The organism is Crateriforma conspicua (assembly GCF_007752935.1).
Classification (GTDB): Bacteria; Planctomycetota; Planctomycetia; order Pirellulales; family Pirellulaceae; genus Crateriforma; species Crateriforma conspicua.
This window is the reverse complement of sequence record NZ_CP036319.1, coordinates 4441291-4462443: the sequence shown is the minus strand read 5'-3', so window position 1 is coordinate 4462443 and position 21153 is coordinate 4441291. Positions and strand designations below refer to the sequence as shown.

The 21153-nt window shown below is 58.6% G+C and carries 21 protein-coding genes and 1 tRNA gene; 15 read left to right on the top strand and 7 right to left on the bottom strand.

From position 1 onward, the window contains the following. Positions 1 to 2: 2 nt before the first annotated feature. Complete coding sequence (locus Mal65_RS16280; RefSeq protein WP_145299758.1) at positions 3 to 758, bottom strand: hypothetical protein; 756 nt, start codon at positions 756 to 758, stop codon at positions 3 to 5. A gap of 98 nt (positions 759 to 856) precedes the next feature. Between Mal65_RS16280 and Mal65_RS16275 the strand changes: the two genes are divergently transcribed. Both Mal65_RS16275 and Mal65_RS16270 read left to right on the top strand, forming a co-directional pair. Then, positions 857 to 1222, top strand: a complete 366-nt coding sequence (locus Mal65_RS16275; RefSeq protein ID WP_145299755.1) for an STAS domain-containing protein — start codon at positions 857 to 859, stop codon at positions 1220 to 1222. Positions 1223 to 1274: 52 nt separating this feature from the next. After that, complete coding sequence (locus Mal65_RS16270; RefSeq protein ID WP_145299752.1) at positions 1275 to 1922, top strand: sensor histidine kinase; 648 nt, start codon at positions 1275 to 1277, stop codon at positions 1920 to 1922. Position 1923: 1 nt separating this feature from the next. Here the strand turns inward: Mal65_RS16270 and Mal65_RS16265 are convergent, their stop codons facing one another. Next, positions 1924 to 2460, bottom strand: a complete 537-nt coding sequence (locus Mal65_RS16265) for a DUF2760 domain-containing protein (protein ID WP_231131379.1) — start codon at positions 2458 to 2460, stop codon at positions 1924 to 1926. A gap of 415 nt (positions 2461 to 2875) precedes the next feature. Between Mal65_RS16265 and Mal65_RS16260 the strand changes: the two genes are divergently transcribed. Further along, on the top strand, positions 2876 to 3235 hold the full coding sequence (locus Mal65_RS16260; protein ID WP_145299747.1) for a hypothetical protein: 360 nt from the start codon (positions 2876 to 2878) through the stop codon (positions 3233 to 3235). Here Mal65_RS16260 and Mal65_RS16255 read toward each other — a convergent pair. Beyond that, positions 3206 to 4624, bottom strand: coding sequence for a TCR/Tet family MFS transporter (locus tag Mal65_RS16255; protein ID WP_145299745.1), 1419 nt, complete (start codon positions 4622 to 4624; stop codon positions 3206 to 3208). The genes Mal65_RS16260 and Mal65_RS16255 overlap by 30 nt on opposite strands. Positions 4625 to 4985: 361 nt before the next feature. Here Mal65_RS16255 and Mal65_RS16250 point away from each other — a divergent pair, with 361 nt between their 5' ends. Both Mal65_RS16250 and Mal65_RS16245 read left to right on the top strand, forming a co-directional pair. Continuing rightward, complete coding sequence (locus tag Mal65_RS16250; RefSeq protein WP_231131155.1) at positions 4986 to 5606, top strand: methionine-R-sulfoxide reductase; 621 nt, start codon at positions 4986 to 4988, stop codon at positions 5604 to 5606. 120 nt (positions 5607 to 5726) lie between these two features. After that, complete coding sequence (locus tag Mal65_RS16245) at positions 5727 to 6143, top strand: DUF2780 domain-containing protein (protein ID WP_145299742.1); 417 nt, start codon at positions 5727 to 5729, stop codon at positions 6141 to 6143. 129 nt (positions 6144 to 6272) lie between these two features. On the opposite strand, the gene Mal65_RS16240 is transcribed toward Mal65_RS16245, so the two are convergent. The 3 genes from Mal65_RS16240 to Mal65_RS26575 form a co-directional block, all read right to left on the bottom strand. Then, a complete protein-coding gene (locus Mal65_RS16240) occupies positions 6273 to 6890 on the bottom strand; it encodes an amino acid kinase family protein (protein WP_145299739.1) in 618 nt (205 codons plus the stop codon). Between the two features lie 28 nt (positions 6891 to 6918). Beyond that, complete coding sequence (locus Mal65_RS16235; protein ID WP_145299736.1) at positions 6919 to 7209, bottom strand: transcriptional regulator; 291 nt, start codon at positions 7207 to 7209, stop codon at positions 6919 to 6921. 165 nt (positions 7210 to 7374) lie between these two features. Beyond that, positions 7375 to 7512, bottom strand: a complete 138-nt coding sequence (locus Mal65_RS26575) for a hypothetical protein (RefSeq protein WP_165701321.1) — start codon at positions 7510 to 7512, stop codon at positions 7375 to 7377. 43 nt (positions 7513 to 7555) lie between these two features. Between Mal65_RS26575 and Mal65_RS16230 the strand changes: the two genes are divergently transcribed. From Mal65_RS16230 to Mal65_RS16210, 5 genes are all read left to right on the top strand, one after another. Next, positions 7556 to 10708, top strand: coding sequence for a hypothetical protein (locus Mal65_RS16230; protein WP_145299733.1), 3153 nt, complete (start codon positions 7556 to 7558; stop codon positions 10706 to 10708). A gap of 121 nt (positions 10709 to 10829) precedes the next feature. Continuing rightward, a complete protein-coding gene (locus Mal65_RS16225) occupies positions 10830 to 11033 on the top strand; it encodes a hypothetical protein (RefSeq protein WP_145299730.1) in 204 nt (67 codons plus the stop codon). 109 nt (positions 11034 to 11142) lie between these two features. Further along, positions 11143 to 11823, top strand: a complete 681-nt coding sequence (locus Mal65_RS16220; protein WP_145299728.1) for a transposase — start codon at positions 11143 to 11145, stop codon at positions 11821 to 11823. A 107-nt stretch (positions 11824 to 11930) separates the two neighbouring features. After that, a complete protein-coding gene (locus Mal65_RS16215; protein WP_145299726.1) occupies positions 11931 to 13202 on the top strand; it encodes a BamB-related PQQ repeat family beta-propellar protein in 1272 nt (423 codons plus the stop codon). A 34-nt stretch (positions 13203 to 13236) separates the two neighbouring features. Beyond that, positions 13237 to 14856: a hypothetical protein gene (locus Mal65_RS16210; protein ID WP_196784226.1), complete on the top strand. Its 1620-nt coding sequence runs from the start codon at positions 13237 to 13239 to the stop codon at positions 14854 to 14856. A gap of 137 nt (positions 14857 to 14993) precedes the next feature. Here the strand turns inward: Mal65_RS16210 and tig are convergent, their stop codons facing one another. Beyond that, positions 14994 to 16484 (bottom strand): trigger factor, encoded by a 1491-nt coding sequence (gene tig, locus Mal65_RS16205; protein ID WP_145299723.1) that lies wholly within the window; start codon positions 16482 to 16484, stop codon positions 14994 to 14996. A 234-nt stretch (positions 16485 to 16718) separates the two neighbouring features. On the opposite strand from tig, the gene Mal65_RS16200 reads away from it, so the two are divergent. From Mal65_RS16200 to Mal65_RS16180, 5 genes are all read left to right on the top strand, one after another. Then, positions 16719 to 16791: transfer RNA gene (locus tag Mal65_RS16200), tRNA-Gly, on the top strand. A gap of 241 nt (positions 16792 to 17032) precedes the next feature. Continuing rightward, entirely contained in the window at positions 17033 to 18037 is a 1005-nt protein-coding gene (locus Mal65_RS16195; RefSeq protein ID WP_145299720.1) for a ketoacyl-ACP synthase III, read from the top strand. A gap of 53 nt (positions 18038 to 18090) precedes the next feature. Continuing rightward, positions 18091 to 18729 carry a YqgE/AlgH family protein gene (locus Mal65_RS16190; protein WP_145299717.1) on the top strand — a complete coding sequence of 213 codons (639 nt, stop codon included), beginning with the start codon at positions 18091 to 18093 and terminating at the stop codon, positions 18727 to 18729. 3 nt (positions 18730 to 18732) lie between these two features. Next, complete coding sequence (locus tag Mal65_RS16185; RefSeq protein ID WP_145299713.1) at positions 18733 to 19491, top strand: metallophosphoesterase family protein; 759 nt, start codon at positions 18733 to 18735, stop codon at positions 19489 to 19491. A gap of 288 nt (positions 19492 to 19779) precedes the next feature. Further along, positions 19780 to 21144 (top strand): sensor histidine kinase, encoded by a 1365-nt coding sequence (locus Mal65_RS16180; protein WP_196784224.1) that lies wholly within the window; start codon positions 19780 to 19782, stop codon positions 21142 to 21144. Positions 21145 to 21153 lie beyond the last annotated feature (9 nt).

Sequence of the window (21153 nt, the reverse complement as noted above, 5' to 3'; positions counted from 1 at the left end):
ATTCATGTCAAAGCATCCGATCGCGTCGACGTTGGTGACATCGCCGCGGCCGCAAGGGCACCGATGATCGTACCGCCGCCGACGCACCAGAAAAGTATCGAACCGTATACCGGGTGCCAGAACTGAACCGATCCGTCGGAATTTCCTGATGCCGTGGACGAGTGCGGGTGATCGCGTCCATCCGCAACGTCGGCTTGCCCGATGACCAGGGACGAATTCCGGGTCGCCGGGGTCAGCGGGCACAGCAGGACCGCCGTACAAAGAACACAAACATAAACGGCCAGCATCAAGCCGCCGCCCGCACCGATCAACCCACCGAACGCCAGGTGCCGCAGCCGATCCCAGACGGTGGTGCTTCGTTGCCCGCGATCCATGTCTTCGACGTTTGTGTCGTCAACGTTCGATGGTTCCGTGGAGTCTTCCGAAGAATCGTCGATCTGCTGGCCGAATGGTCGACGAAGATTCGCGGGCAAGCGAAACAGTCCGGCGGCCAAACCGATCCACCATCCCGCGGCCGCCATGTCGTTGGGCGACATCCGATCGTCCAGGAACGTTTGTTCCAGACCGGCGACTGCGCCGATGATCACGACGACCGTGTGGATGGCAGCGGCAAGAGCGAATCCGGCGATGCACAAGAATGCCGTTTCCAAAGTCCAGCGGCCGATTCGTCCGATCGCTTCCAACACGCCGATGGCGATCCGCGAGACTCGGTCGGATTCTTGTGGCGGTTTTCGGTGGCGTCGAATCATCTGGGGCACGGCGAATTGCAGGGGTAGCGATGGGCTGCTAATCTGGTGCCAAACCGTCGCGATAACGCGACATCTGACGAGCTTCGAAGCCCTGGAATTATTGACGCATGTCCGCCATCACTTCGCAGATGCACGACGAAATCTTGGTCGTGGGATTCACTGACAGCAAGATTTTGGACGGACAACGCATCGAGCAAGTCGGCCGCGAATTGCAAGAAGCGATCGCCCAAGCCGGTCATAAAAAGCTGTTGGTTAATTTCCGCGGCGTGTCTTTCATGTCCTCGGCCATGATCACCAAGTTGGTCATGCTGAACAAAGGTTGCAAGGCACAGGGCGTGACACTGAAGTTTTGTGAAGTGTCCCCCAACGTGATGGAAGTCTTCAAAATCACGAAGCTGAACAAGCTGTTCTCGATCGTCGATTCCGAAGAAAAGGCTTTGGCCAGCTTCGACAAAAAAGGCTGGTTCAGCTGAACGGTCCCGGATCTGTCGTGGGCGGTATGACGGGCCGCGCGAAGGGCTGGAAATGAATGACCGGACGGTTCCGAGCGTCGACTTGGCCACCGCGACGCAGATCATCGAAGCGGATCGTTCGGAGTTAGCCGATCAAATTCACGATGATTTGATCCCGCTGTTGTTTGTCGCTCGGGCGACCATCGATCGGCATGACAGCGATGAAATGCGGCAGGTGTCCGCTTGGCTGGCCGATGCGATGCAAACGGCGCGGGCAATCTTGAATTGGTCACACACACCCGACGTGAATGCCGCCAATTGGCGCGATGAACTGCAACGCGTGATCGAATTGCTTTATCCCGACGACAAACGTCTGCAGTGGCGATGGGGAACCGACGAATCAGCGACGGTCATCTCCGCCGAACGCCAAATCCAACTGTATCGGATCATCGCTGAGGCGATTCGAAACGCGGTGAAGCATTCTTCGGCCGACAGCATCATCGTCGCTGATCAGCTGGATGCGGATGAATACCGTGTGACGGTCACCGATGACGGGACCGGGTTCGATACGGGCGACTTACCGCCCAATCATTACGGCGTGCGGACGATGCAACGCCGCGCCGACGCGGCGGGCATGACGTTGCGGATTGATTCGCGACCCCAGCGTGGAACCGTGCTGGAAGTCCACGTTTCGTGGCCGACCAATCGCGATGCTTCGTGAATCAGCCTTCGACCTGTGCCGGGGCGATCACGTCGGCGTCATCGTCGTTGCCCGTCCATTCCGGCAAACTGACCTGCCCCGCCATCCAGCCATGGTGAACCAAACGTGGCGTCGCGCTTTGGCCGTCGCCGACACGTTGATACCGCGTCGGTGACGGCTGGTCGCCGATGTTCACGGTCTGGCCTTCACCGGCGGTTTCGATCGGACGGATGTCCAGGACGCGTTGCAGCGTTTTTTGACACTGTTGCAAACACGGTCGTGCCGCCGCGCCGACTTGGGCATCGCCAAAGTTTGTTAGGTCTTCATAGACCAGGTCGACCAATCGAGATTCACGTTGCAGCGTCGCCAACAGTGTGATTGCTTCGCTGCGTGCGGGCGGCGCTGGCGCTGGGGCGGACGCCGCCGACGGTTCGAGCCGTGGCTGGGGGCTTGGCAATGCCGCCGGCTGGACGTCGTCGCCGGACAACACGGCGTCAATCTTTTCGGAAACGGTCTTATCAAACAAAGCGGCCGCAAAGGCGCGGAAGGCGGTGCGCATGCCCACGGAAGACGGGTCCTTGGCTAGATCGGTCGAGACTGGGACGACGAACCGATCCGAACGTCATGGCGTTCGCAATACGGTCGCTGAAGCAGCACAGTGTTCGTTGCCGGCACCGATGCATCAACCCGGCTTGCCCGTGTCGTGGGCATCACACCTGGGGAAGTGAGCCGAAATGGCGGCCGATATCCGCCCCAGTAACAGGGCGAATCCGCTGGACCGGGCGAATCCGCTGGACCGAGCGGGCCCCGAACAGGCTTTGGGAGTCCCGAAAATGGTTTTCCGGTCACCGTGACCAGACTTGTCACGGGCCTGCACGATCCTACCCATGTCGACGCGAACGAAGGGGCCACGGGAGTGCCGTGATCCGCCGGCGTCAACACTGTCACCGATGTGGTTTAGGGAGGAAACGATCATGGCAAAGTATTACGTCCAGTGTGGTTCGGTTCGCGTCGTCTTGGACGCCGAAAACGTCAGCCAAGCTGCGTGTGGGGCACTCGATCGCGTGCTGGGGCCGCAAGCCTGGGTCTATGACGACGACGGCATGACCGAAGAAGACTGTCGCGTCCATCTGATGTTGGAAGCGTTGCTGCAACTGGAAACGACGGTGCAAATCAGCGAACAGGGATTCGACCGCGACGATGCGTTGCGGGTGGGCACGCCGGAGACCGTCGAATGCTGGCACCGTTGGATGGTTTGCTTGCGTCGACTGTACGATGCCGCCGGGCTTGATGGACGGCCGTTTTCAGTGGCCACCCTGCCCCACCACCGTTGATCCGTCGTCCGATGTCGGTGGCGTCACCGATGACGCGTCACTCAAGCGAACGCCGCGGTCCTGGCCGTCTTCTTCGGCCGGCGGCGCCGACGGGAACTTGACAAACACGCGGTTCAAGACGATTGCCGCGCCGAACAGCAACGCCGAACCCAAAAAGAAGGGGGCTCCCGGCAAGATGATCGGCGCATGTTCGGACGTGAAGTAACTGAACAGACCCGCGGTGAAAATCAGCGGCGCGGCGATGTTTGTCAGACTGACCAATGACGTCAAAGCGCCCTGGACCTTGCCTTGATCGCCCGACGGGACCGCCGAAGCCACGATGCTTTGCACCGCCGGGCTGGCCAAGCCGCCCAGCGATCCGAACACGATGATGATCGGGACCATCCATCCCTCCGATGCCAGGCCGTAACCCAGGAACGCCACCGCGGAAATGATCGTCGCCGCGATAGCCACACGGCGTTCACCGAATCGTCGCACGGTCGGCCGTACCATACCGCCCATCACGATCATGGCCATCACGCCGACCAAGCCCAGCACCAATCCATTGGTTCGCGTGCCCCAGCCATAGCGAAAACCTGTCTGCAGAACCCAGACGTTTTCCAAGCCACGCTGGGCCAGCGAAGCACACACATAGGCGATCGCCATGCCGGCGACGATCGGGTACCGCTTCAACAATCCCAGCGAACCGACCGGATTGGCTTTGGCCAAGTTCAACGCGCTGCGTCTTTCCGGCGGCAAAGATTCGGGCAAGATGAAATAGCCGTACAGCCAGTTCACCAACGCCAACCCGGCCGAAACGAAAAAAGGCAATCGCAACCAATACGATCCCAACAAACCACCGAGCGCGGGACCGACGGTGAAACCAAGACCGAACATGGCACCGACCAGCCCATAATTCCTGGCTCGGTTTTCGTCGTCGGATACGTCGGCGATGTAAGCGTTGGCCGTCGTAATGCTGGCACCCATGATGCCGGCCAATACTCGACCGGCGAACAGCCAAGCGATCGTGGGGGCGAAACCTTGGATCAAAAAATCGATGCCCAATCCGAACATCGATCCCAGTAACACCGGCCGACGCCCGAAACGATCCGACAAAGCGCCGATGATCGGGGCAAAGATGAATTGCATCAGCGAGTAAGACGCTGCGATCACGCCGACGTAAATTCCCGCTCGCGATGTGTCCCCGCCCACGAATGCTTCGACCACCTCGGGCAACACCGGGATGATGATCCCGATGCCCAAGATGTCGATAAACAGCGTCAGCAGGATGAATGCGATCGCCGCTTGCCGTACCGGTTTCGGGCCGCCCGAATCTTCCGGCCCTGGATCACCCGGCGCCTGATAAGGCTGGGGGGAATTCGCGGGATCGGGTTCGTCCGGACGTGTCATTGGCGGGAATCGCGTCTATCGCCTTAGCGGCAACGTGGAATGAATTGCGGGGGGATCGGCAACGGGCAACGCAGCGGCGCGCGAACGGTTCAAGGCGGGAATCGGGGCGGTCGGCTCGGAACTGGTGACGATGGATTTCGTCCATTGCGAACCACCGCCGCCAAGATCGAACAAGGTAACCCTTGGCCCAACATTCGGCGAGGACCGTCCGGCTGATACACTGGTTCGATGGGGCCACCGAAATCTGGGAGCCCCCGAAATCAGGGAGCCCCCGAAACACGGGCATTGGTCCGGAGCGGGATCGTCAATTTCGTCCGCAACGGTTGCCTTGAGGCAAAAAATACCCTCACCGATCACCAGGATGCGTAACTTGAAAACCGAATTCGCGTTGAAATTGGATGCAGTCCGCCGAATCATTGCCACCGCCGCGGCCGTCGGCCTTCTTTCGATTCTGGTTGCCGGTTGCGATCCGTCCGATGTGGACACCGATGGCATGGCGGCCGACCCGGCGGCGGAGGCTGAATCGGGTTCGCCGGATTCCCCGTCAAGCACCGATCAGGACACAACGATGACCGAAAAGGCCCCGTCGCAATACAACAAATTGACCGCCGAAGAAGCTCGCGTGATTGTGCACAAAGGCACTGAACCGCCCGGACCCGGCGGTTACACGATGACCAAGGATCCCGGGACCTACATCTGTCGCCGGTGCAACCAACCGCTGTATCGCAGCGACGACAAGTTCGAAAGCCATTGTGGATGGCCCAGCTTTGATGACGAAATCGAAGGCGCGGTGGATCGACAAATCGATGCCGACGGCTATCGCGTGGAAATCATCTGCAGCAATTGCGGCGGACACTTAGGACACGTCTTCGAAGGCGAACGTTTCACGGAAAAGAATGTTCGCCACTGCGTGAATTCAATTTCCATGAAATTCATCCCCAAAGGTGATCCGGTGCCTGCAACGATCCACCACCAGGACTAGAAAAGTCGCGGACACCAGGGCCGGATGTCGCGTTGAATTGACGACACCGTGTTATTGGTGACTTGTCACTCCAACTTTTCTAACTGAACGCTCGTGTACCTCGGGGAGAGAGCCTAAACCATGGACGAACTGATTCAACGCTTGGCATCGCAATTGGGAATTGATCCGTCGTTGGCCAAAACGGCTAGCGAAAAAGCGATGTCGATGATCAAAGATAATGCCGGCGACGACTTGTTCGGCCAAATTGCCGACAAGATTCCGGGCGCCTCCGATGCCGCGACAAGCGGTGCGGCCGCTCAGCCCGCCGGTGGTGGCGGCATGTTGGGCAAACTGGCCGGCATGGCTTCGTCCGCACTCGGTGGATCGGCCGGTGGTGGCTTCGAATTGGGGGCCGCACTGTCGGAATCCGGACTGGAAGCCGACAAGGTCGGTGGCTTCGTTCAAATGGTCGTCGAGTTCATTAAAGAAAAAGTCGGCGACGAAGTCTTGGAACAATTGCTGGCCAAGTTCCCCATGCTGAAAACCTTGATCGGCTAAGGCTGCGCTAGGGATCGTCCCAGAAATCATCAGGCGTCACGAAAACCTGTCATCGGTGTTCGTGGCGTCTTTTTCGTGTTGGCCGTCATTGCCAAACAAAAAATACCGATGCGGCGGCAATGAACTGCGCTAGCCATGGTCGTCCGGCAACCGCATGACCTGCAATGCGTCCCGGCCACGATCACTGATCCAGCGTTCAATGGCACGCGGAAAAGCTGCATCGACGATTCCTGATTCGGTCATCTGGTCCACGTCGACTTTCGAATCAACGTCGCAAGACTTCAGCAACACAAGCTCGTCGGCATGCGTCTTTTCCGCCAACAACGCGGCTATTGAATCTGTCGTGGTGGCCCATGTTTCCGGCAGTTTGCCCGAGTCATCTTCGCGTCGATAAAACGCGCGGGGGCTGATCCAAGTCGTGCGGGGATCCGGACAAGTGTTCCGCGCATCGTCGGTTCGTTCCAACCACTGCGAAAGATCGTTGCGGCGGTCGATCGCATCCAGCTCGGCAAGCCAGCATCGGCACATCTGGAACGTTGCATGAAGCAGATCCACGCACATCCAGTGGACATCGGCCGATGGCAGCGGACGTAAACCGTCCAGTTCGCGGACGGCATCGACCATCTGGCCGCCACCGACAACCAACAGGCTGTGAGCCGGTGGTTGGTCGTTCAGGTATCGCCGCAGATCGGCAACCAACGTGGGGCGGCACAGCAGGCTGCCGCCGATCTTGATGATGCGACGCATCGCCAAAGCGGGGTCTTTGGATCAGGGCCTAAAGTCGGCCATCTTGTTCCAGCATTTCTTTGTACTGGTCGCGTTCGCGGCGCGTCGCTTCCAAGTCAAAGATCAAGTACTTCATGTCCAATCGCAGTTGCGAAAGGGCTTCCTGGACCAGATTCAAAATTCGGCGGCGTCGGGTGCTGCATTCGACGACACGTTGCAGGGCGGGGGCGACGGAGTCGCGATAACGTGCGGGCAAGGCGTCGATCGCTTTGGCCATTTCCACCAATTCACTGGGGGTTTCTTCGGTCGGGCTCACGGGGTTTCCGATTGCTTTGGGCATCGAGGGTCGCTCCGATAGGTCGCGTCATTGGGTTCGATGAAATCATTCCTTGCATGCCGGATGCCGCGTCCTTGCGAAATGGCCTCTTTGGCGCCGTTAAGTCGTTTCTTGGAAACGACTTGCGTCCATTTGATGCCTGTGGGTCCCTGAAACCGGTGTTGCGTTTTATCGACGTTGATTCGTCTTGGCTTCGGTCCGTAAATCTTGGTAGTCAAAGGCTTTGTGGACGTCACGGCGCGGTCCCGCGGCGATGTTGCCGGGAATCAACGCGACGTGGCGATAGAACCACATCCACTTTGCCACCGGGGTCGATTGTTCCGCTGTCACACCTCTTGGTCAACGATCAATGTTCTTTGTCTGCCCCAAACCGATCGACGCGGGAACGGATCTGCGGTCTCGGCAAAGGCTGACGTGTGCGGGATTCACTCGGCAAACCGGCGTGGTCGCGGCGGTGACTCTTTTCGCACTGGTCGGATTCGTTTTGCCCGGCACATTCCGGCCGATGGCGGCACAGGAGCCGATGATTTTTCAGGCCCCGTCACGCGACGATCCGGACCAGGGTTTGCCACAGATTCCCAAAGCGTCCGGGACATTGCACACCGGCGTCTGGTTGGCACCGACCGCCCAGCAGAATTTGTGGGCCGATTCCGACTCGGCCGCCGAGGCAACCGTTCTGTACGACCGCTTGAACGCGCCACCGGCGAAGTGGTTCTTGGATCAAAGCGACTGTGATGCCACCGTCGTCAAACAATCGCATTTGCCCGCCGGCGGCATCGACGGCAATCCTTGCGAACTGATCGAACTGAATGCGGGAAATGGCAGCGAAGCTTTGTTGGTTTATCCGCTGGAACCGATCATGCCGCTGGACACACTGTCGGCCAGCGTCGCATTGCGTTGTGCCAAACCCGGCGCTCGTGTCGGTTTCCGAATCCGATTTCCGCACGTGCAAGACAAGTCGACGCACCGGAGCGAGGCGATCATCGTTTACGGTGCCACCTATGATTCGGACGGCCAGTATCAACGCATCGGTGTGGGAGCGATCGAACGGATGATGCGGGTACAGTCGACCGCGATCCGGCAACGCCATGGTATTCGTGCCGACTTGTCTGACCCGTTTGTCGATGCCGTCGTGATCAACGCCTACTGCGGTGCCGGCAACATTCGGTTGCGGATCGACGAGCTGAAAGTCGTCGGCATGATTCCCATGTCGTATGTCCGACGTCCCGGCGAATTTCCGGTGGCCGGGCCGACGGATGATCGATCGGAGGTGGTCAATGCAACAACCACCAAGCTGCGCCGCATCTATCCGGGACAATCGGATCGACCGTCGGACGCCATGGACCCGTCGGCGAATTCGTCGACAGCTCCCCAGCGTTTGACCGAACGCGATGATGCGGACGATCGTCCGGCTTTTCAGCACGGTCAGCTGGTCAAAATCATTCAACACAACGGGGAACCGCTGCGTTACCTGCGCACCCTGGGGTTTGATGCGGTGTTGTTGGCGTCTCCACCGACACAAGCACTCTTGCGGGAGGCAATGACCGAGCGAGTCAGTCTTTACGCGCCACCGCCGGAGGCACCTGATCCCGATATGGAACTGTATTTGGATCCGGTCGCTGGATGGTATCTGGGATCTGCGATTGCCGTTGATGCTGCGGCCACGGATGCCATTGATCGCCAGTCACGCAAACTTCGACGATGGCCCACCGCTTGGCAGCGTCCGCTGATTGTCAGCCCGTTGGAACAGGCGGACCGATTTTCACCGATGGCCGACGCGATGGTGCGCGACTTTCCGCATGCCAGTCGTGGGCTGCGTCCATCGGAGGAGGTCGCGGAATTGGTGGCTTCATTGCCGGCTTGGGGAGAAGACACCCAGCGGATCGTGGGTGTGCCCAGCATGCCGGTTGAAGAGCTGTTGGTCCAAGTCGAACGCATCGCCGATGGGATTGGCGCCCCACGTCCTCGCGCTTTTCGGTGGCCGTCGATGTTGCGTCAGGTCGTGCACGGTTTGCAGTTACAGCCGTCGGCGATTCTGTTTCGCTCCACTCGATCGCTCAGCTCAGGTACCGACTTGTCGGCGCAACGCGCATCCGCTCTCAGTTACACCAATCGACTGGTCGCGGCACTGACACCATGGGTGGTCGGCGTGCGTCCTGCATCGCCGCCGACGGTGGAGGGTGATTATTCGGCTGCGCGGTTGGTCGGTGACAACTTTGAAACCTGGCTGCTGACGTCCACCGCCACCCGAGGCAGCGAGACCCTGGCGGGCGACGGTGCGGCCGTCACGATCCGGTTGGCGCCGGACGATATTGCCAAAACCTATTGGCGGGTCAGTCACTTTTCCGCCGATCGTTTGACTCCGCAAGCCGACGGGAACGGTGCTTCGTTGCAGATCGTGTCGCCCGATTTCGTAGAGATCATCGTTTGCAGTCATGATCCCGGATTGGGGGCTCGGCTGGTGGCATCGGCGCGACGATTCGTGAATCAAGCAGCGCAGGACCGTTGGCAGTTGGCCAACCAGTCGGTCCGGCAAGCAATCGACGATCAACAACTGGTGCGCTCATTGCAATCGGCGACTCGCCCGGCGGGCGATGAACTGGCAAGCTTGGCACAACGAACGCTACAGAATTCCGAAAGCCTGTTGCGCGGTGGTGACTTTCACAATTGGTTCCGCCAGGTGCGACGTGTCGATGCCTGGGTCGCACGCAGCCAATGGCAGTTGGCCGAATCGTTGATGCCCGATTGGCCTTCGCCGACCAGTTCTCCGCCGATCGATTTGGGCGACAATACGATCCAAGCGATTTGGCGACCGTTGATGAACGAGTCCGGTTGGGGACCGAACCGTCTGACCTCCGGCGGTTTGGATTCTGCCCAGCTGATCGGAACGGGACGTTGGCAAATGGGCCAACGTTTGTCCGATTGGGTCCATAACGAAGTCCGTATTGTTGGTCGCGGGGCGTTCAGCGGGGCGGGGGCACTACGCGCAACGGTGACCCCGAAAATTTCCGGTGTCCTTCCAGGCGGCTATGGCGGGACGGCGGTGCAGATTCGTAGCCCCGGCGTTCACTTGAAAGCCGGATCGGCCATTCGAATCGATGCTTTGGTGCGCACGTTGGGATTTGGTGCGCCGCATCACGGTCTGTTGGTTTCCGATTCCATCGGTGGCCAGGCGATGGGCGTTCTGGTTCGCGGCAAGTCCCAGTGGACTCCTGTGCGTTTGTATCGCCAAGTCGTACGTGATGCAGACGTGCACGTCATTTTTGAACTGATCGGTGCCGGCGAAGCCATCATTGATGATGTCCAGGTTTGTGTCTGGCAACCCGATCAAGGCCGACAACCTGCATTGCGTCCAATCGAGTCCCCGCAACGTCTGAGCCAAATCGACGCGGACGGTGAAAACGTGGCGACATCGCCCAGCGATTGGGGATTGCCCAACACTGACATTGATGAACCGGCGACAAGAATTGCGATGCCCGACGCGGGCAACGTCATCCGCTAGTGCATCTTGTTGTCTGTCCGCCGCTGACGGTCATAAACTGCGGGAACGCAATCAAGCGATACTTCGAGCATCGTTTGGTTTTCTTGCTTCCCGTCACGCCCAACAATGCGGATCGCCAGCCATGCAACAGGTTAAGATTTTCAAATCGGTCGACAGCGAACTGGACGAACTTGAGAACACGATCAATCGCTGGCTGCGCAAAAGTGGCGTCCGTGTTTTGTCGATATCGGGCAACTTGGCCAACCAATCATCCGGTGGCCAAACGATGAGCTCCTTCGCCGCCGGCGACGTCCTGATCATCGTCCACTACGAAACGACCACCTGAAAAGGGGACGGGGGTCTTTTTCGGTTTTCGGGATCGTGCGTCCACCCTGACGCTGTGATGATCGGCTATAAACAATTGGCTGGGGCAATTAGGCGACAAGGGGGATGTGATGCCGAGACAACGAAGAGTGGATGAGGCGGGCGGGATTTACCACGCGCTGAACCGTGGAAATGCCCGCCAAGCGATCTTTCGAAAGGAAGAAGACTATCAAGCGTTTGAGCGAACGTTGGCCGATGGCCTGGAGCGTTACGACGTGGAGTTGTTTTCGTATTGCCTGATGCCGAATCATTGGCATCTGGTGCTTCGTCCACTGGCCGACGGCATGATGGGGCGGTTCATGCGTTGGGTGACCGCGACACACACGCTGCGGCATCATGCGCACTACCAACGGGCCGGCGAAGGCCATCTTTACCAGTCACGTTTCAAAAGTTTTCCGGTTCAGGATGACGCACATTTCTTGACAGTTTGTCGCTATGTCGAACGCAACGCGTTGCGGGCTGGACTGGTTCGCAAGGCGGAGGCTTGGCGGCATGGATCGCTTTGGAGATGGTTGCAGAAACCGGAGCCGAAACCGGCAATTTTGGCTTCTTGGCCTGTCCGCAGGGCATCGGATTGGGTGTCGAGAGTCAACCAGGCCCTGAGCTCTAAAGAACTGGAGGCGGTGCGTCGAAGTGTCGATCGTGATCGACCGTTTGGCGACCAGGATTGGACCGAACAGATGGCGGATCGATTAGGATTGTGGTCCACCATTCGGCCAAGGGGACGACCACGCAAAGTCGCCGGTGGTTGATACATCATCCGCGGTGATAGTGTGTGCGACATCCGTGTTGATTTTTGAATGAACTCTTCATTCGCAAAACGGTCCATCCGGTCGTAGGACGACACAGCATAATAAAGATGAATCGAACATTTGCCTTTTCGCTCTGCATCCTTGGGCTGTGGTCACACGGTTTGGCGCGGGGCCAAGAATGGAACCAGTTTCGCGGATCCGATTTTAATCGTACTTCGCTGACTAGCGTGGCGAAGACCTGGGACGTTGATGCAATTGCCTGGAAAACGCCGCTGCTGGGCCGTGGTGCTTCGAGTCCGGTGGTTTTCGGTGACCACATCTATCTGACAGCTTTCACCGGTTACGCGGTCGATAAGGAACAGCCCGGTGATCCGACAAAGCTGGTTCGTCATCTTTTTTGTTTTGACGCCGGCACGGGACAAAAACTTTGGCAGCGATCGATTGCCGATCCGTCTGAGAAGGACATCTTTTCGAGCTGGGGAACTGCGAAAGCGGGCTATGCGTCCAGTTCAGCAACCACCGACGAATCTGGTGTCTATGTTCTGTTCGGGGCGTCCGGTGTGATTGCTTTTGACCACGACGGGATCGAACGGTGGCGAACATTTGTGGGGGATGACACGCACGAGTATCCGGCCGGTACATCACCGATAATGTACGAAGACCTCGTTATCGTGAACGCCAGCTATGAATGCGGGGACTTGATCGCGCTTCATAAAGAGGATGGCACCGAAGCTTGGCGTCAGGAAGGAATCGAACAAGCTTGGAATACGCCCGTCATCTATCAAACGGTCAATGGACACGACGAGTTGGCGATATCCGCGGTTGGCGAAATTCGAGCCGTGGATCCTCGAACCGGTGAACGACGTTGGCACTGTGAAGGCTTCGAAGAATACGTCTGTCCCAGCATCACGGTGCAAGATGGTGTCTTGTATGCGATCGGCGGGCGACAGGGCGAAGCATTGGCGGTCCGCAGTGGTGGGACCGGCGACGTGACCGACACACATCGGATGTGGAAAATTGCCGAAGGTGCCAATGTTTCATCTCCCGTGTATCAGGACGGGTATCTGTATTGGGCCAAAGACAAGGGGGGAATCGCCTACTGCGTGAACGCTGGAACCGGCGAAGTGGTTTACGAACAGCGTTTTCGCCCGTCGTCCAAAGAGATCTATGCCACGCCGCTGTTGGCAAATGGCCGTTTGTATTACGTCAGTCGTGAGAACGGAATATTCGTGCTGGCTGCCCGACCCGAATATGAACTCTTGTCGCACACCGACTTGGGCGACGATTCCCTGTTCGCCGCGTCCCCGGTGCTGTTGGCCGATGGCAGCGTCTTGCTTCGCAGCGACCGTTTTCTGTATCGGATCAAGCCGGCCGAGTGAGAAAAGACCCCCGTCCCCTTTGTTGGAGTGTGTGATGCGTGCTTGGTTTTTGTTGGTGTTGATGGCGTCTGGGGCGGGGGCGCAGACGCCGGTAAACGACGCGGTGATGGCGGGCTATTTGCTTGCGCCCAATGATAGGGTCCCCGGTGAATACGATTCGGGGTTTTCGGTGTACGTGTCGGCTTGGCCGCTGTTGGAACACTACCCGGGGCGACGGTTTCAAACCGGATTGTTCGGTACATGGATGTTTCCCGTCTTTGACCCGCCGGTTCCGCGTCCGCTGCAAGCCGGCGTCTATACGGATATCGAGGGTGGCTTGGGATGGTGGCGTGACACCCGTTTTGCCACCGCCACACCGAAGTTCATCATGGGCGGCGTTGATCTAAACTTTCGACGCTGGGCCAACGGTCCGGGCGCCGGAAAGGGCCGTGATTGGGACGAGCCCAAAGGCAAGTACGGCGTGGTTCAACTGAGCAATCGTCTGTTGTGGCCGCCCGATGGATTGAATCTGGCCCAGGGGACTCGCGGTGAATGGTTCGGCTATGGCTATTTGCCTTTGCCGTTGACGCCGCAGAAGGAAACGACCGCCGGCAAACCGGTCGCGACGGGTAATCGTTGCTGGACGCTATTTCTGTCGGCCGAGAATTTCAAAGGACCGGTCGCATTTTTTGCACCTTATTTTTGGACCCAAGTGCTGACCGAAAAACCGGAGCTGGAGGGCAAGTTGTTGGATTCCGCTGCCGTGAATCCCAACCGTGCGTTGCAGATGGAAACCCAATACGTACCGGCGAAGATCGGCACATCCGAGGACGGTCAGACGTATGCTCGCGTCGCACCGGTTCGCTATCCGGTGTCCGGCGACGGTTCAACGCGCGTCGTTCAGCAAATTCGATCCTATCGGTCATCGGCTTTGTGGGACGAGGTTCGGCGATGGTTTGACGGCGGCGAAGTGACAGACGGATCGATCGATCCCGACGCATCCGTGGTCCATAACTTCACCGGCAAGGGCGCGGCCACTTGGCGCATCTATGACGGCGATACGGCCAAAGAAGACCGAGCGTTGGTCGATTGGAATTCGATCGCACAGCCGTCCGCGTTTGAACGTGATACGTTTGGCTATCGCTGGAAGGCGGCATCGAAACCGGATCAAGGGCTGACGACCTTGCCCGATTTCTTTCGTCTGGATGAAGCAGAAGCCGGAAAGAAACGTTGGGTGGCGATAGCGGCATCGGAGGTTCCGTCGGACACGGGGCTAAGAACCGTTCGTTTCGAGCCATTTGAGCGACCTGAAACGGAGGCCTATCAAACGCCCGAACAACCGGAGTCCGAATGGAAGCGTCCCGGACCAGTCGCCGGACCGTTCCTTGCGTATCCGGGTGACGGCAGCGAGGTGACCTATTACTGGTATCGCTTTGCCGATCAGCCGGCGATGTTGAATGCCGACCTGACCGAAGCACAGCGGCAACTGGTGCAGCGCCGGATCGAAATGCTGCACCAAAACTGGACCCCCGATCGCGATTATTTGCCGCCGCAGAAATCGGGGGATCTGGCAGCGATCGACGGGGCGTTGGTTGTGACGCCACCGAAGGGCTTGGAAATTGGTTACGTGCCGATCGTCACGCGGCAGGGTCAACGAAGTTCGACACAGAATTGATCCTGCGGTTGTTTCACCATCCTGGTCACACACATCAAACCCATTTCGCACAAAAAAAGCACTGCCGCCGGCGGCGACAGTGCAAGATGTGATTCGGCCCGAGGGGAATCAGGTCATCGAGCGGCCAGGCGGCGCGATTAGGCGTCGGGCAGCTTCGAATCGTCGACACCCTTGGGCGTGTTGTCTTCGTACTGGGCTTCGGGAATCGCTTCTTCGTCGGCCGATGCGATCACGCTGTGATACACGGCGAAGGAGTCGTCGGATTCACCCTTGGGCGAGTCGACTTTTTCTTCGGTGACTTTGGCCTTTTCGACGATCAGTTCGATCACTTTGCGTTCGACGATTTGGTTGCGAAGCGCATCCATCTGGCCTGATTTTTCCAGACGAGCACGCACGCGACGTTCGGGCTGGTCGCTTTGTTGGGCGATCAGGGCGACTTCTTGGTCGAAGTCGCCGGCGTCGGCATCGATCTCTTGTTCTTCGGCGATTTGTTCCAGGATGAAGTGTTCACGCAGGGCGGCTTCGGTGGACGCCTGGGCGTTTTGGCGGGTCGCGTTGACGAAGCGTCGAATGTCGTCTTCGGCGAAACCGCTACGTCGCAATTCCAGGATCTTTCGTTCCAGTTCGCGAGCGGTTTGACGCTTCACCAGATTCGGCGGCAATTCGAATTCCGCCGAACCGGTCAGTTTTTCGACCACTTCGCCACGCACCGCCTGTTGGGTGCGATAGTCGGCTTGGCGGGTCAAGGAGTCTTTGACGAAGGAACGCAGTTCGTCTTCGCTTTCGAAATCGCCCAGTTCTTCCAAGAAAGTTGGGGTCAGTTCGGGCATTTGAACTTTGTAGACTTCCACGGCCACGAAGGTCGCGGTCACGGTCTTGCCCTTCAGGTCTTCGTCTTCCAGGCCATCGCTAAGGACGACTTCCACGTCTCGTGATTCGCCTTCCTTGATGCCCAGCATCGTTTCACCGAATTTGGGGGCCATCGCATCAGACAAACTGAGGGTGCCCTGCAGTTTGATTCGTTCTTCGTCCATGGTCGACAGCACGTTGTCGCCGTCTTTGAACGTCGCGGTCAACAACAGCGTGTCACCCATTTCGGCAGGCTCATCGGTGGCTTCCGACTTGCCGTAACGCGACAGAACACGTTCCAAAGCTTCGTCGATATCGGCTTCTCCGATGTCTTCGACGGGCTTGGTCAGTTCCAGGCCTTCCCACTTGGGAGTGTCGAAATCGGGGCGGACTTCGATGCTGAACTGATAGACAAAATCGCCCGAATCGGGCAATTCGATCGATTCGTAATCAAAGTCTGGTTCACTGATGGCCGAAAATTCCTGTTGTTCGGTCACCTGGGCCAAGCTGTCCATCAGCAAGGCGCCTTTGACCTGATCGCCGATGCGATCCTTGAACTGTTTTTCGACCAGCTTGCGTGGGGCGCGGCCGGCGCGGAAGCCGGGCACTTGAGCTTCGGGGACCAGTTCGCTGAACGCATCTTCACGGTAGCGTTCGACTTCGGACTGGGGGATTTTTACAACCACTTGGCGAAGACAAGCTTGCGGGCTTTCAACGCTGACGTCCAACTGAATCGGTTTCTTTTCGTTGTCGGCGGCGGTTTCAACGTCGGTGGACATCCTGCGAGTGGCCTCGGGGCGAGCGGAATGTGAATGGGAATCAGATTCGATTGATGGGGGACAGCGGTCGCGACCGACGTTAACAAAACGTTCAGCGTGACGGTTTGGCCCCGGCAATTCGATGGGGTAAGTCCCGAAGTCTACCGAGAACCATGTTTTTTTAACAAGCGGGTAAATTCATCCCAGACTGGACTTGCGAGTCTTCGCCGGACGTTTATATTTCTTCCCTGCATCGCGGCTGTAGCTCAGTTGGCAGAGCATCACGTTGCCAACGTGATTGTCGTCGGTTCGAATCCGATCAGCCGCTCTCGACGACAAGGCATCCTTCGGGATGCCTTTTTTTTGTTGTCCGGAATGCGTCCGCAGTCGATCTGTCCGCATCATCCGGTGGCCTTCTTGGCGGTCGTCGATCGGGTCGTTTCCCGGACGCGGGCGGATGCCCGGTCACCGGGGGCTCGATCGTTTCGGTTTCCACGGGGGGCTTCCACGATGCGGGCGACCCGGGGCACTTTGCCGCCGCGGGGTTCCTTTGACGGTCAACCGATCCAGTGCCCTACGCCAAGCTTGGTCCCATCGCTGTGCATCTTCCCGAACGGGTGGAGACCAACGATGAATTGCAGCAGATGTTCCCGCGTTGGGATTTGCCGCTGATCGCTGAAAAGACGGGCATCCACCAGCGGCACATCGCGGCCGACGGGGAAACCGCTTCGGATTTGGCCGTGGCGGCGGCCGAGCGATTGTTTGCCGAGCAGTCGATTGATCCGGCCGACGTCGATTTTCTGTTGTTCTGTACCCAGACGCCGGACTATCCCCTGCCGACGACCAGTTGTCTGTTGCAGGATCGCTTGGGGTTGCCGACGAAGTGTGGTGCGTTGGATTTCAATCTGGGCTGCAGCGGGTACGTCTACGGGCTGGCGATGGCCGATGGGTTGATCCAAAGCGGCGCGGCACGCAATGTTTTGTTGATCACTGCGGAAACGTACAGCAAGTACATCGACGCGGACGACCGAAGCCTGCGGACCATTTTTGGTGACGCGGCGGCCGCCACAATGGTCACCGGGGCCGAAGAAAAAACGCTGTGGGGTTTTAAGTTTGGCAGTGACGGCAGCGGCGGTGACATGCTGTTGGTCGGTGACGGCGGGGCGCGTCCTGCCGAAGATGCGATCCGGCCGCGTCACCGAAAACGCTGGAAGAGTCGGCTTTATATGGACGGCCCCAGCCTGATCAATTTCACCGTCGAAGCGATTCCCAGGTTGTGCCGGGAAATTTTGGAAGAAAGCGGCCTGACCGACGCCGACGTCGATCGCTACTTGATGCACCAGGCGACCTGGAAAATGCTGGATCAGTTGCGTCAGCGGATGCAAATCAGCACCGAGCGGTTGCCGATCGACATGGCCGACATCGGCAATACGGTGTCGTGCACGTTGCCGATCTTGATCGATCGTCAACGAAAGAAGGTCGCACCCACTTCGGCGTCGGTTAACATGCTGGTAGGTTTCGGTGTCGGATTGTCTTGGGCGGGCTGTCTTTGGAAAGACGACATGCAAGGCTGATTCCACCGCACCGTGGTTTCCGTCGCTAACGCCCGAGGGAAAGCTATTTCGCCATGTCGATCGATTTGACCGGAAAGTTTTTGGTCGCGTCGCCGCACCTGTCCGACGGGAATTTTCTGCGCAGCGTCGTGTTCATCCTGCGGCACGATCCGCAGGGGGCGTTCGGATTGGCCTTGGATCGTCCGACGGATCGCAAATTCGGCGATCTGATCCAAATGAGTTCTCAAAAGGGACCGAGCCGAGACGACGATTTCATTTACGTCGGCGGTCCGGTCCAAGGACCGCTGCTGGCCCTGCACGATTTGGCGGGCGTCGGCGATCCGGTCGGCCAGGTCGGCGATGACCCGTCGGGACAATGCGTCGTCCACGACAACCCGGCCGAACCATGGGGATCGATGTCCATTGAACTGGGCAACCCACCGGCATGGATTACGGGGGACGAAGACCACTTGAGAATTCTGTACCGGCGTTTGGATGTCCGCGTGCGATTTGTTGCGGACTACAGCGGTTGGGGGCCGCAACAATTGGACTTGGAATTTCAGGCCGGCGGTTGGTTGTACTGTGACGCGACGTCGGATCTGGTGTTCGGTCCGCCGGACCAGTTGTGGCGGCAATGCGTTTGCCGCTGTGGCAACGAGGTCTTCGGCGATACCGTGCCCGGGATGCAGTCCGTTTCGCCCACGGTGAATTAGCCCATGCGACGTTTGGTGATCGGCGATATTCATGGATGCGGTAAGGCGCTGCGCACCTTGATCGAATCCATTGATCCAACGTCGGATGACGAAATCGTTTTTCTGGGGGACTACGTTGACCGTGGTCCCAACAGCCGTGACGTTGTCGATCAGATCCTGGAACTGCAGAACCGCTGTCGCGTCGTCACGCTTCGGGGCAATCACGAGATCATGATGCTGGGGGTGCTGTGTGGCGGTTGCGATCCGGCGGTGTGGTTGGCCAGTGGCGGTAAGTCGACGCTTGCCAGTTACGGTGGTTCGCTCAGCCGAGTCCCGTCGGCTCACGTCCAGTTTTTCCAACAACTGCGTCCTTTCTACGAGACCGCGGATCGGATTTTTGTGCACGCCGGATATGAGCATGATGTCTCGCCGGCGATGACCGACGACGCGGTCATGTATTGGAACCACTTGACCAACGTTCCGCCGCCGCATCACAGCGGCAAACGGGTGTATGTCGGACACACGCCCCAGCCCCACGGCAATGTGCTGGACTTGGGGCATATCATTTGTTTGGACACGTATTGTTTTGGCGGCGGATACTTGACCGCGATGGACGTCGATACGTCGGAGATCATCCAGGCGGATCGTCACGGTCACCTTCGGCGTGACCGTCAGATTGTGTTGTTTGAATGGATCAAACAGCGTTGGAAGAGCTATCGTGAGCGCCGCTCGCAAAGAAACGATGAAGATGTCTTGACCCAACCGGCCGCGCAAGATGTCTAGGGAGCGTTCGAATCGAACGAAACGCTTTTGAGGGCGTCACCGCCAATCAATAGGATGGCTGTGACGCTGGCAAGGTGACGCTGGGCGGGGCAATGACCACCGAGTGGTCGGCGGAAAACCGCGTTCACCGAACACCGCATCCGCCGAGCTCAGCCGTAGCCGATCACATCGCGGTCAAACGACCAGCGACGATGGATCACAGCGGTCGAGTTATCCTGGGTTCGATTCGTCGACTTTTGCTTTTTCCGTGACGCGCCCTAGGGGGCAACGTCCATCGACAGTTGGGTCATGCGCCGAGCCATCGCCAAATCGATCACCCGTTCGCGACGCCACATGCCATCGGCATTTTTGGCGGGGCTGGTCGTGTGGTTGGTCGCGTCGGTGGTGTTGCTGAAGTCGTATTGGCTGCTGTTACCCGCGATCGGCGTCGGTTGTCTGGTCTACGCGGCGTTGTTGGCCAAGTTTTTGCGAATCCGCAGCGACGAAGTCGAATCACAGGTCGACAAACTGGCCAGAGAAAACGACAGCTGGAAAGAGCGATTCGAAAGTCTGCACGCCCAGTCGCGCCAAAACGCCATGGTGTTGGCCCAGATGTCCGACGGCGTGGTGGTGATCGACAAGGACTGGACCATCTTGTTAATGAACCCGATGGCCAAGCAATTGCTGGGGTTGCGGGCCGAGGACCATCACTTGGGGCGTGACCTGCGGGCGATCGCCAGATTGCCCGAGATGGTTTCGGCAGTCGAACAGGTGTTTGCCGGCGAATTGTCCAAACGCGTCAATATTGACGTCAGCCAGGTGGGACGGGTGCGGCCGGTGTCGATCAGCGTTGGTGCCATTGAATCCGGCGGTGAAGGCAATCTGTTGTTAGCGATTCACGACGAATCCGAAGCCAGGCGATTGGAATCGGTGCGACGCGAATTCATCGCCAACGTGTCGCACGAATTGAAAACGCCGCTGGCCGCAATCAAGGGATACGCCGAGACGGTGGAACTGGCGTTGGAGGACGACCCGGATGCCGCGGTTCACTTCATGAGCCAGATTCGTGAACAGTGTTTGCGGCTGGAACGGCTGGTCGCCGGCATGATGCAGCTGGCTCGGGCACAGTCGGGTCAGCAGAATCTACGGTGCGCGTCGATCAGTTTGGCCGAGGTCGTCACCGAAGCGGTCAAAACCTATCGACCGGTCGCTGCGGCCAAGAATATCGACCTTCAGGTGGCCAAACTGGACCCCGCGATCCGAGCGTATGTTGACCGCGAGGCAACGCTGACGATCGCCAACAACTTGATCGGTAACGCGGTTCGTTACACTCACGACGGTGGCCGTGTCGTCGTCGACGTCCGTGGCGAAGGCCCGGTCAGCTGGTTCGTGGTCGATGACACCGGCGTCGGGATCGAACCGGAGGAGCTGAATCGCATTTTTGAACGGTTTTATCGGGTCGAAAAGACTCGCGAAGTCGCTGGCGGTGGAACGGGGTTGGGGCTGTCCATCGTCAAGAACTTGATCGCGGCACTCGGTGGCGACATTCGTGTGGAAAGTCGGCCGGGCGTTGGGTCACGCTTTGCCGTCGCGTTGCCGGCCGAGCAAGGTTACCGGTGCGAAACACAACGGGGCGCAACACCGACCATCAAGGCCCGAGGGGTGGTCGCGTAGCCACTGGTG

Coding starts and splice junctions, on each gene's coding strand:
- Mal65_RS16215 (WP_145299726.1), top strand. CDS start 11,931: ATGAATCGAACATTTGCCTTTTCGCTCTGCATCCTTGGGCTGTGGTCA.
- Mal65_RS16190 (WP_145299717.1), top strand. CDS start 18,091: ATGTCGATCGATTTGACCGGAAAGTTTTTGGTCGCGTCGCCGCACCTG.
- Mal65_RS16220 (WP_145299728.1), top strand. CDS start 11,143: ATGCCGAGACAACGAAGAGTGGATGAGGCGGGCGGGATTTACCACGCG.
- Mal65_RS16275 (WP_145299755.1), top strand. CDS start 857: ATGTCCGCCATCACTTCGCAGATGCACGACGAAATCTTGGTCGTGGGA.
- Mal65_RS16225 (WP_145299730.1), top strand. CDS start 10,830: ATGCAACAGGTTAAGATTTTCAAATCGGTCGACAGCGAACTGGACGAA.
- Mal65_RS16185 (WP_145299713.1), top strand. CDS start 18,733: ATGCGACGTTTGGTGATCGGCGATATTCATGGATGCGGTAAGGCGCTG.
- Mal65_RS16255 (WP_145299745.1), bottom strand. CDS start 4,624: ATGACACGTCCGGACGAACCCGATCCCGCGAATTCCCCCCAGCCTTAT.
- Mal65_RS16235 (WP_145299736.1), bottom strand. CDS start 7,209: ATGCCCAAAGCAATCGGAAACCCCGTGAGCCCGACCGAAGAAACCCCC.
- Mal65_RS16265 (WP_231131379.1), bottom strand. CDS start 2,460: ATGCGCACCGCCTTCCGCGCCTTTGCGGCCGCTTTGTTTGATAAGACC.
- Mal65_RS16270 (WP_145299752.1), top strand. CDS start 1,275: ATGAATGACCGGACGGTTCCGAGCGTCGACTTGGCCACCGCGACGCAG.
- Mal65_RS16240 (WP_145299739.1), bottom strand. CDS start 6,890: ATGCGTCGCATCATCAAGATCGGCGGCAGCCTGCTGTGCCGCCCCACG.
- Mal65_RS16210 (WP_196784226.1), top strand. CDS start 13,237: ATGCGTGCTTGGTTTTTGTTGGTGTTGATGGCGTCTGGGGCGGGGGCG.
- Mal65_RS16250 (WP_231131155.1), top strand. CDS start 4,986: ATGCGTAACTTGAAAACCGAATTCGCGTTGAAATTGGATGCAGTCCGC.
- Mal65_RS16245 (WP_145299742.1), top strand. CDS start 5,727: ATGGACGAACTGATTCAACGCTTGGCATCGCAATTGGGAATTGATCCG.
- Mal65_RS16230 (WP_145299733.1), top strand. CDS start 7,556: ATGTTCTTTGTCTGCCCCAAACCGATCGACGCGGGAACGGATCTGCGG.
- Mal65_RS16260 (WP_145299747.1), top strand. CDS start 2,876: ATGGCAAAGTATTACGTCCAGTGTGGTTCGGTTCGCGTCGTCTTGGAC.
- tig (WP_145299723.1), bottom strand. CDS start 16,484: ATGTCCACCGACGTTGAAACCGCCGCCGACAACGAAAAGAAACCGATT.
- Mal65_RS16180 (WP_196784224.1), top strand. CDS start 19,780: ATGCGCCGAGCCATCGCCAAATCGATCACCCGTTCGCGACGCCACATG.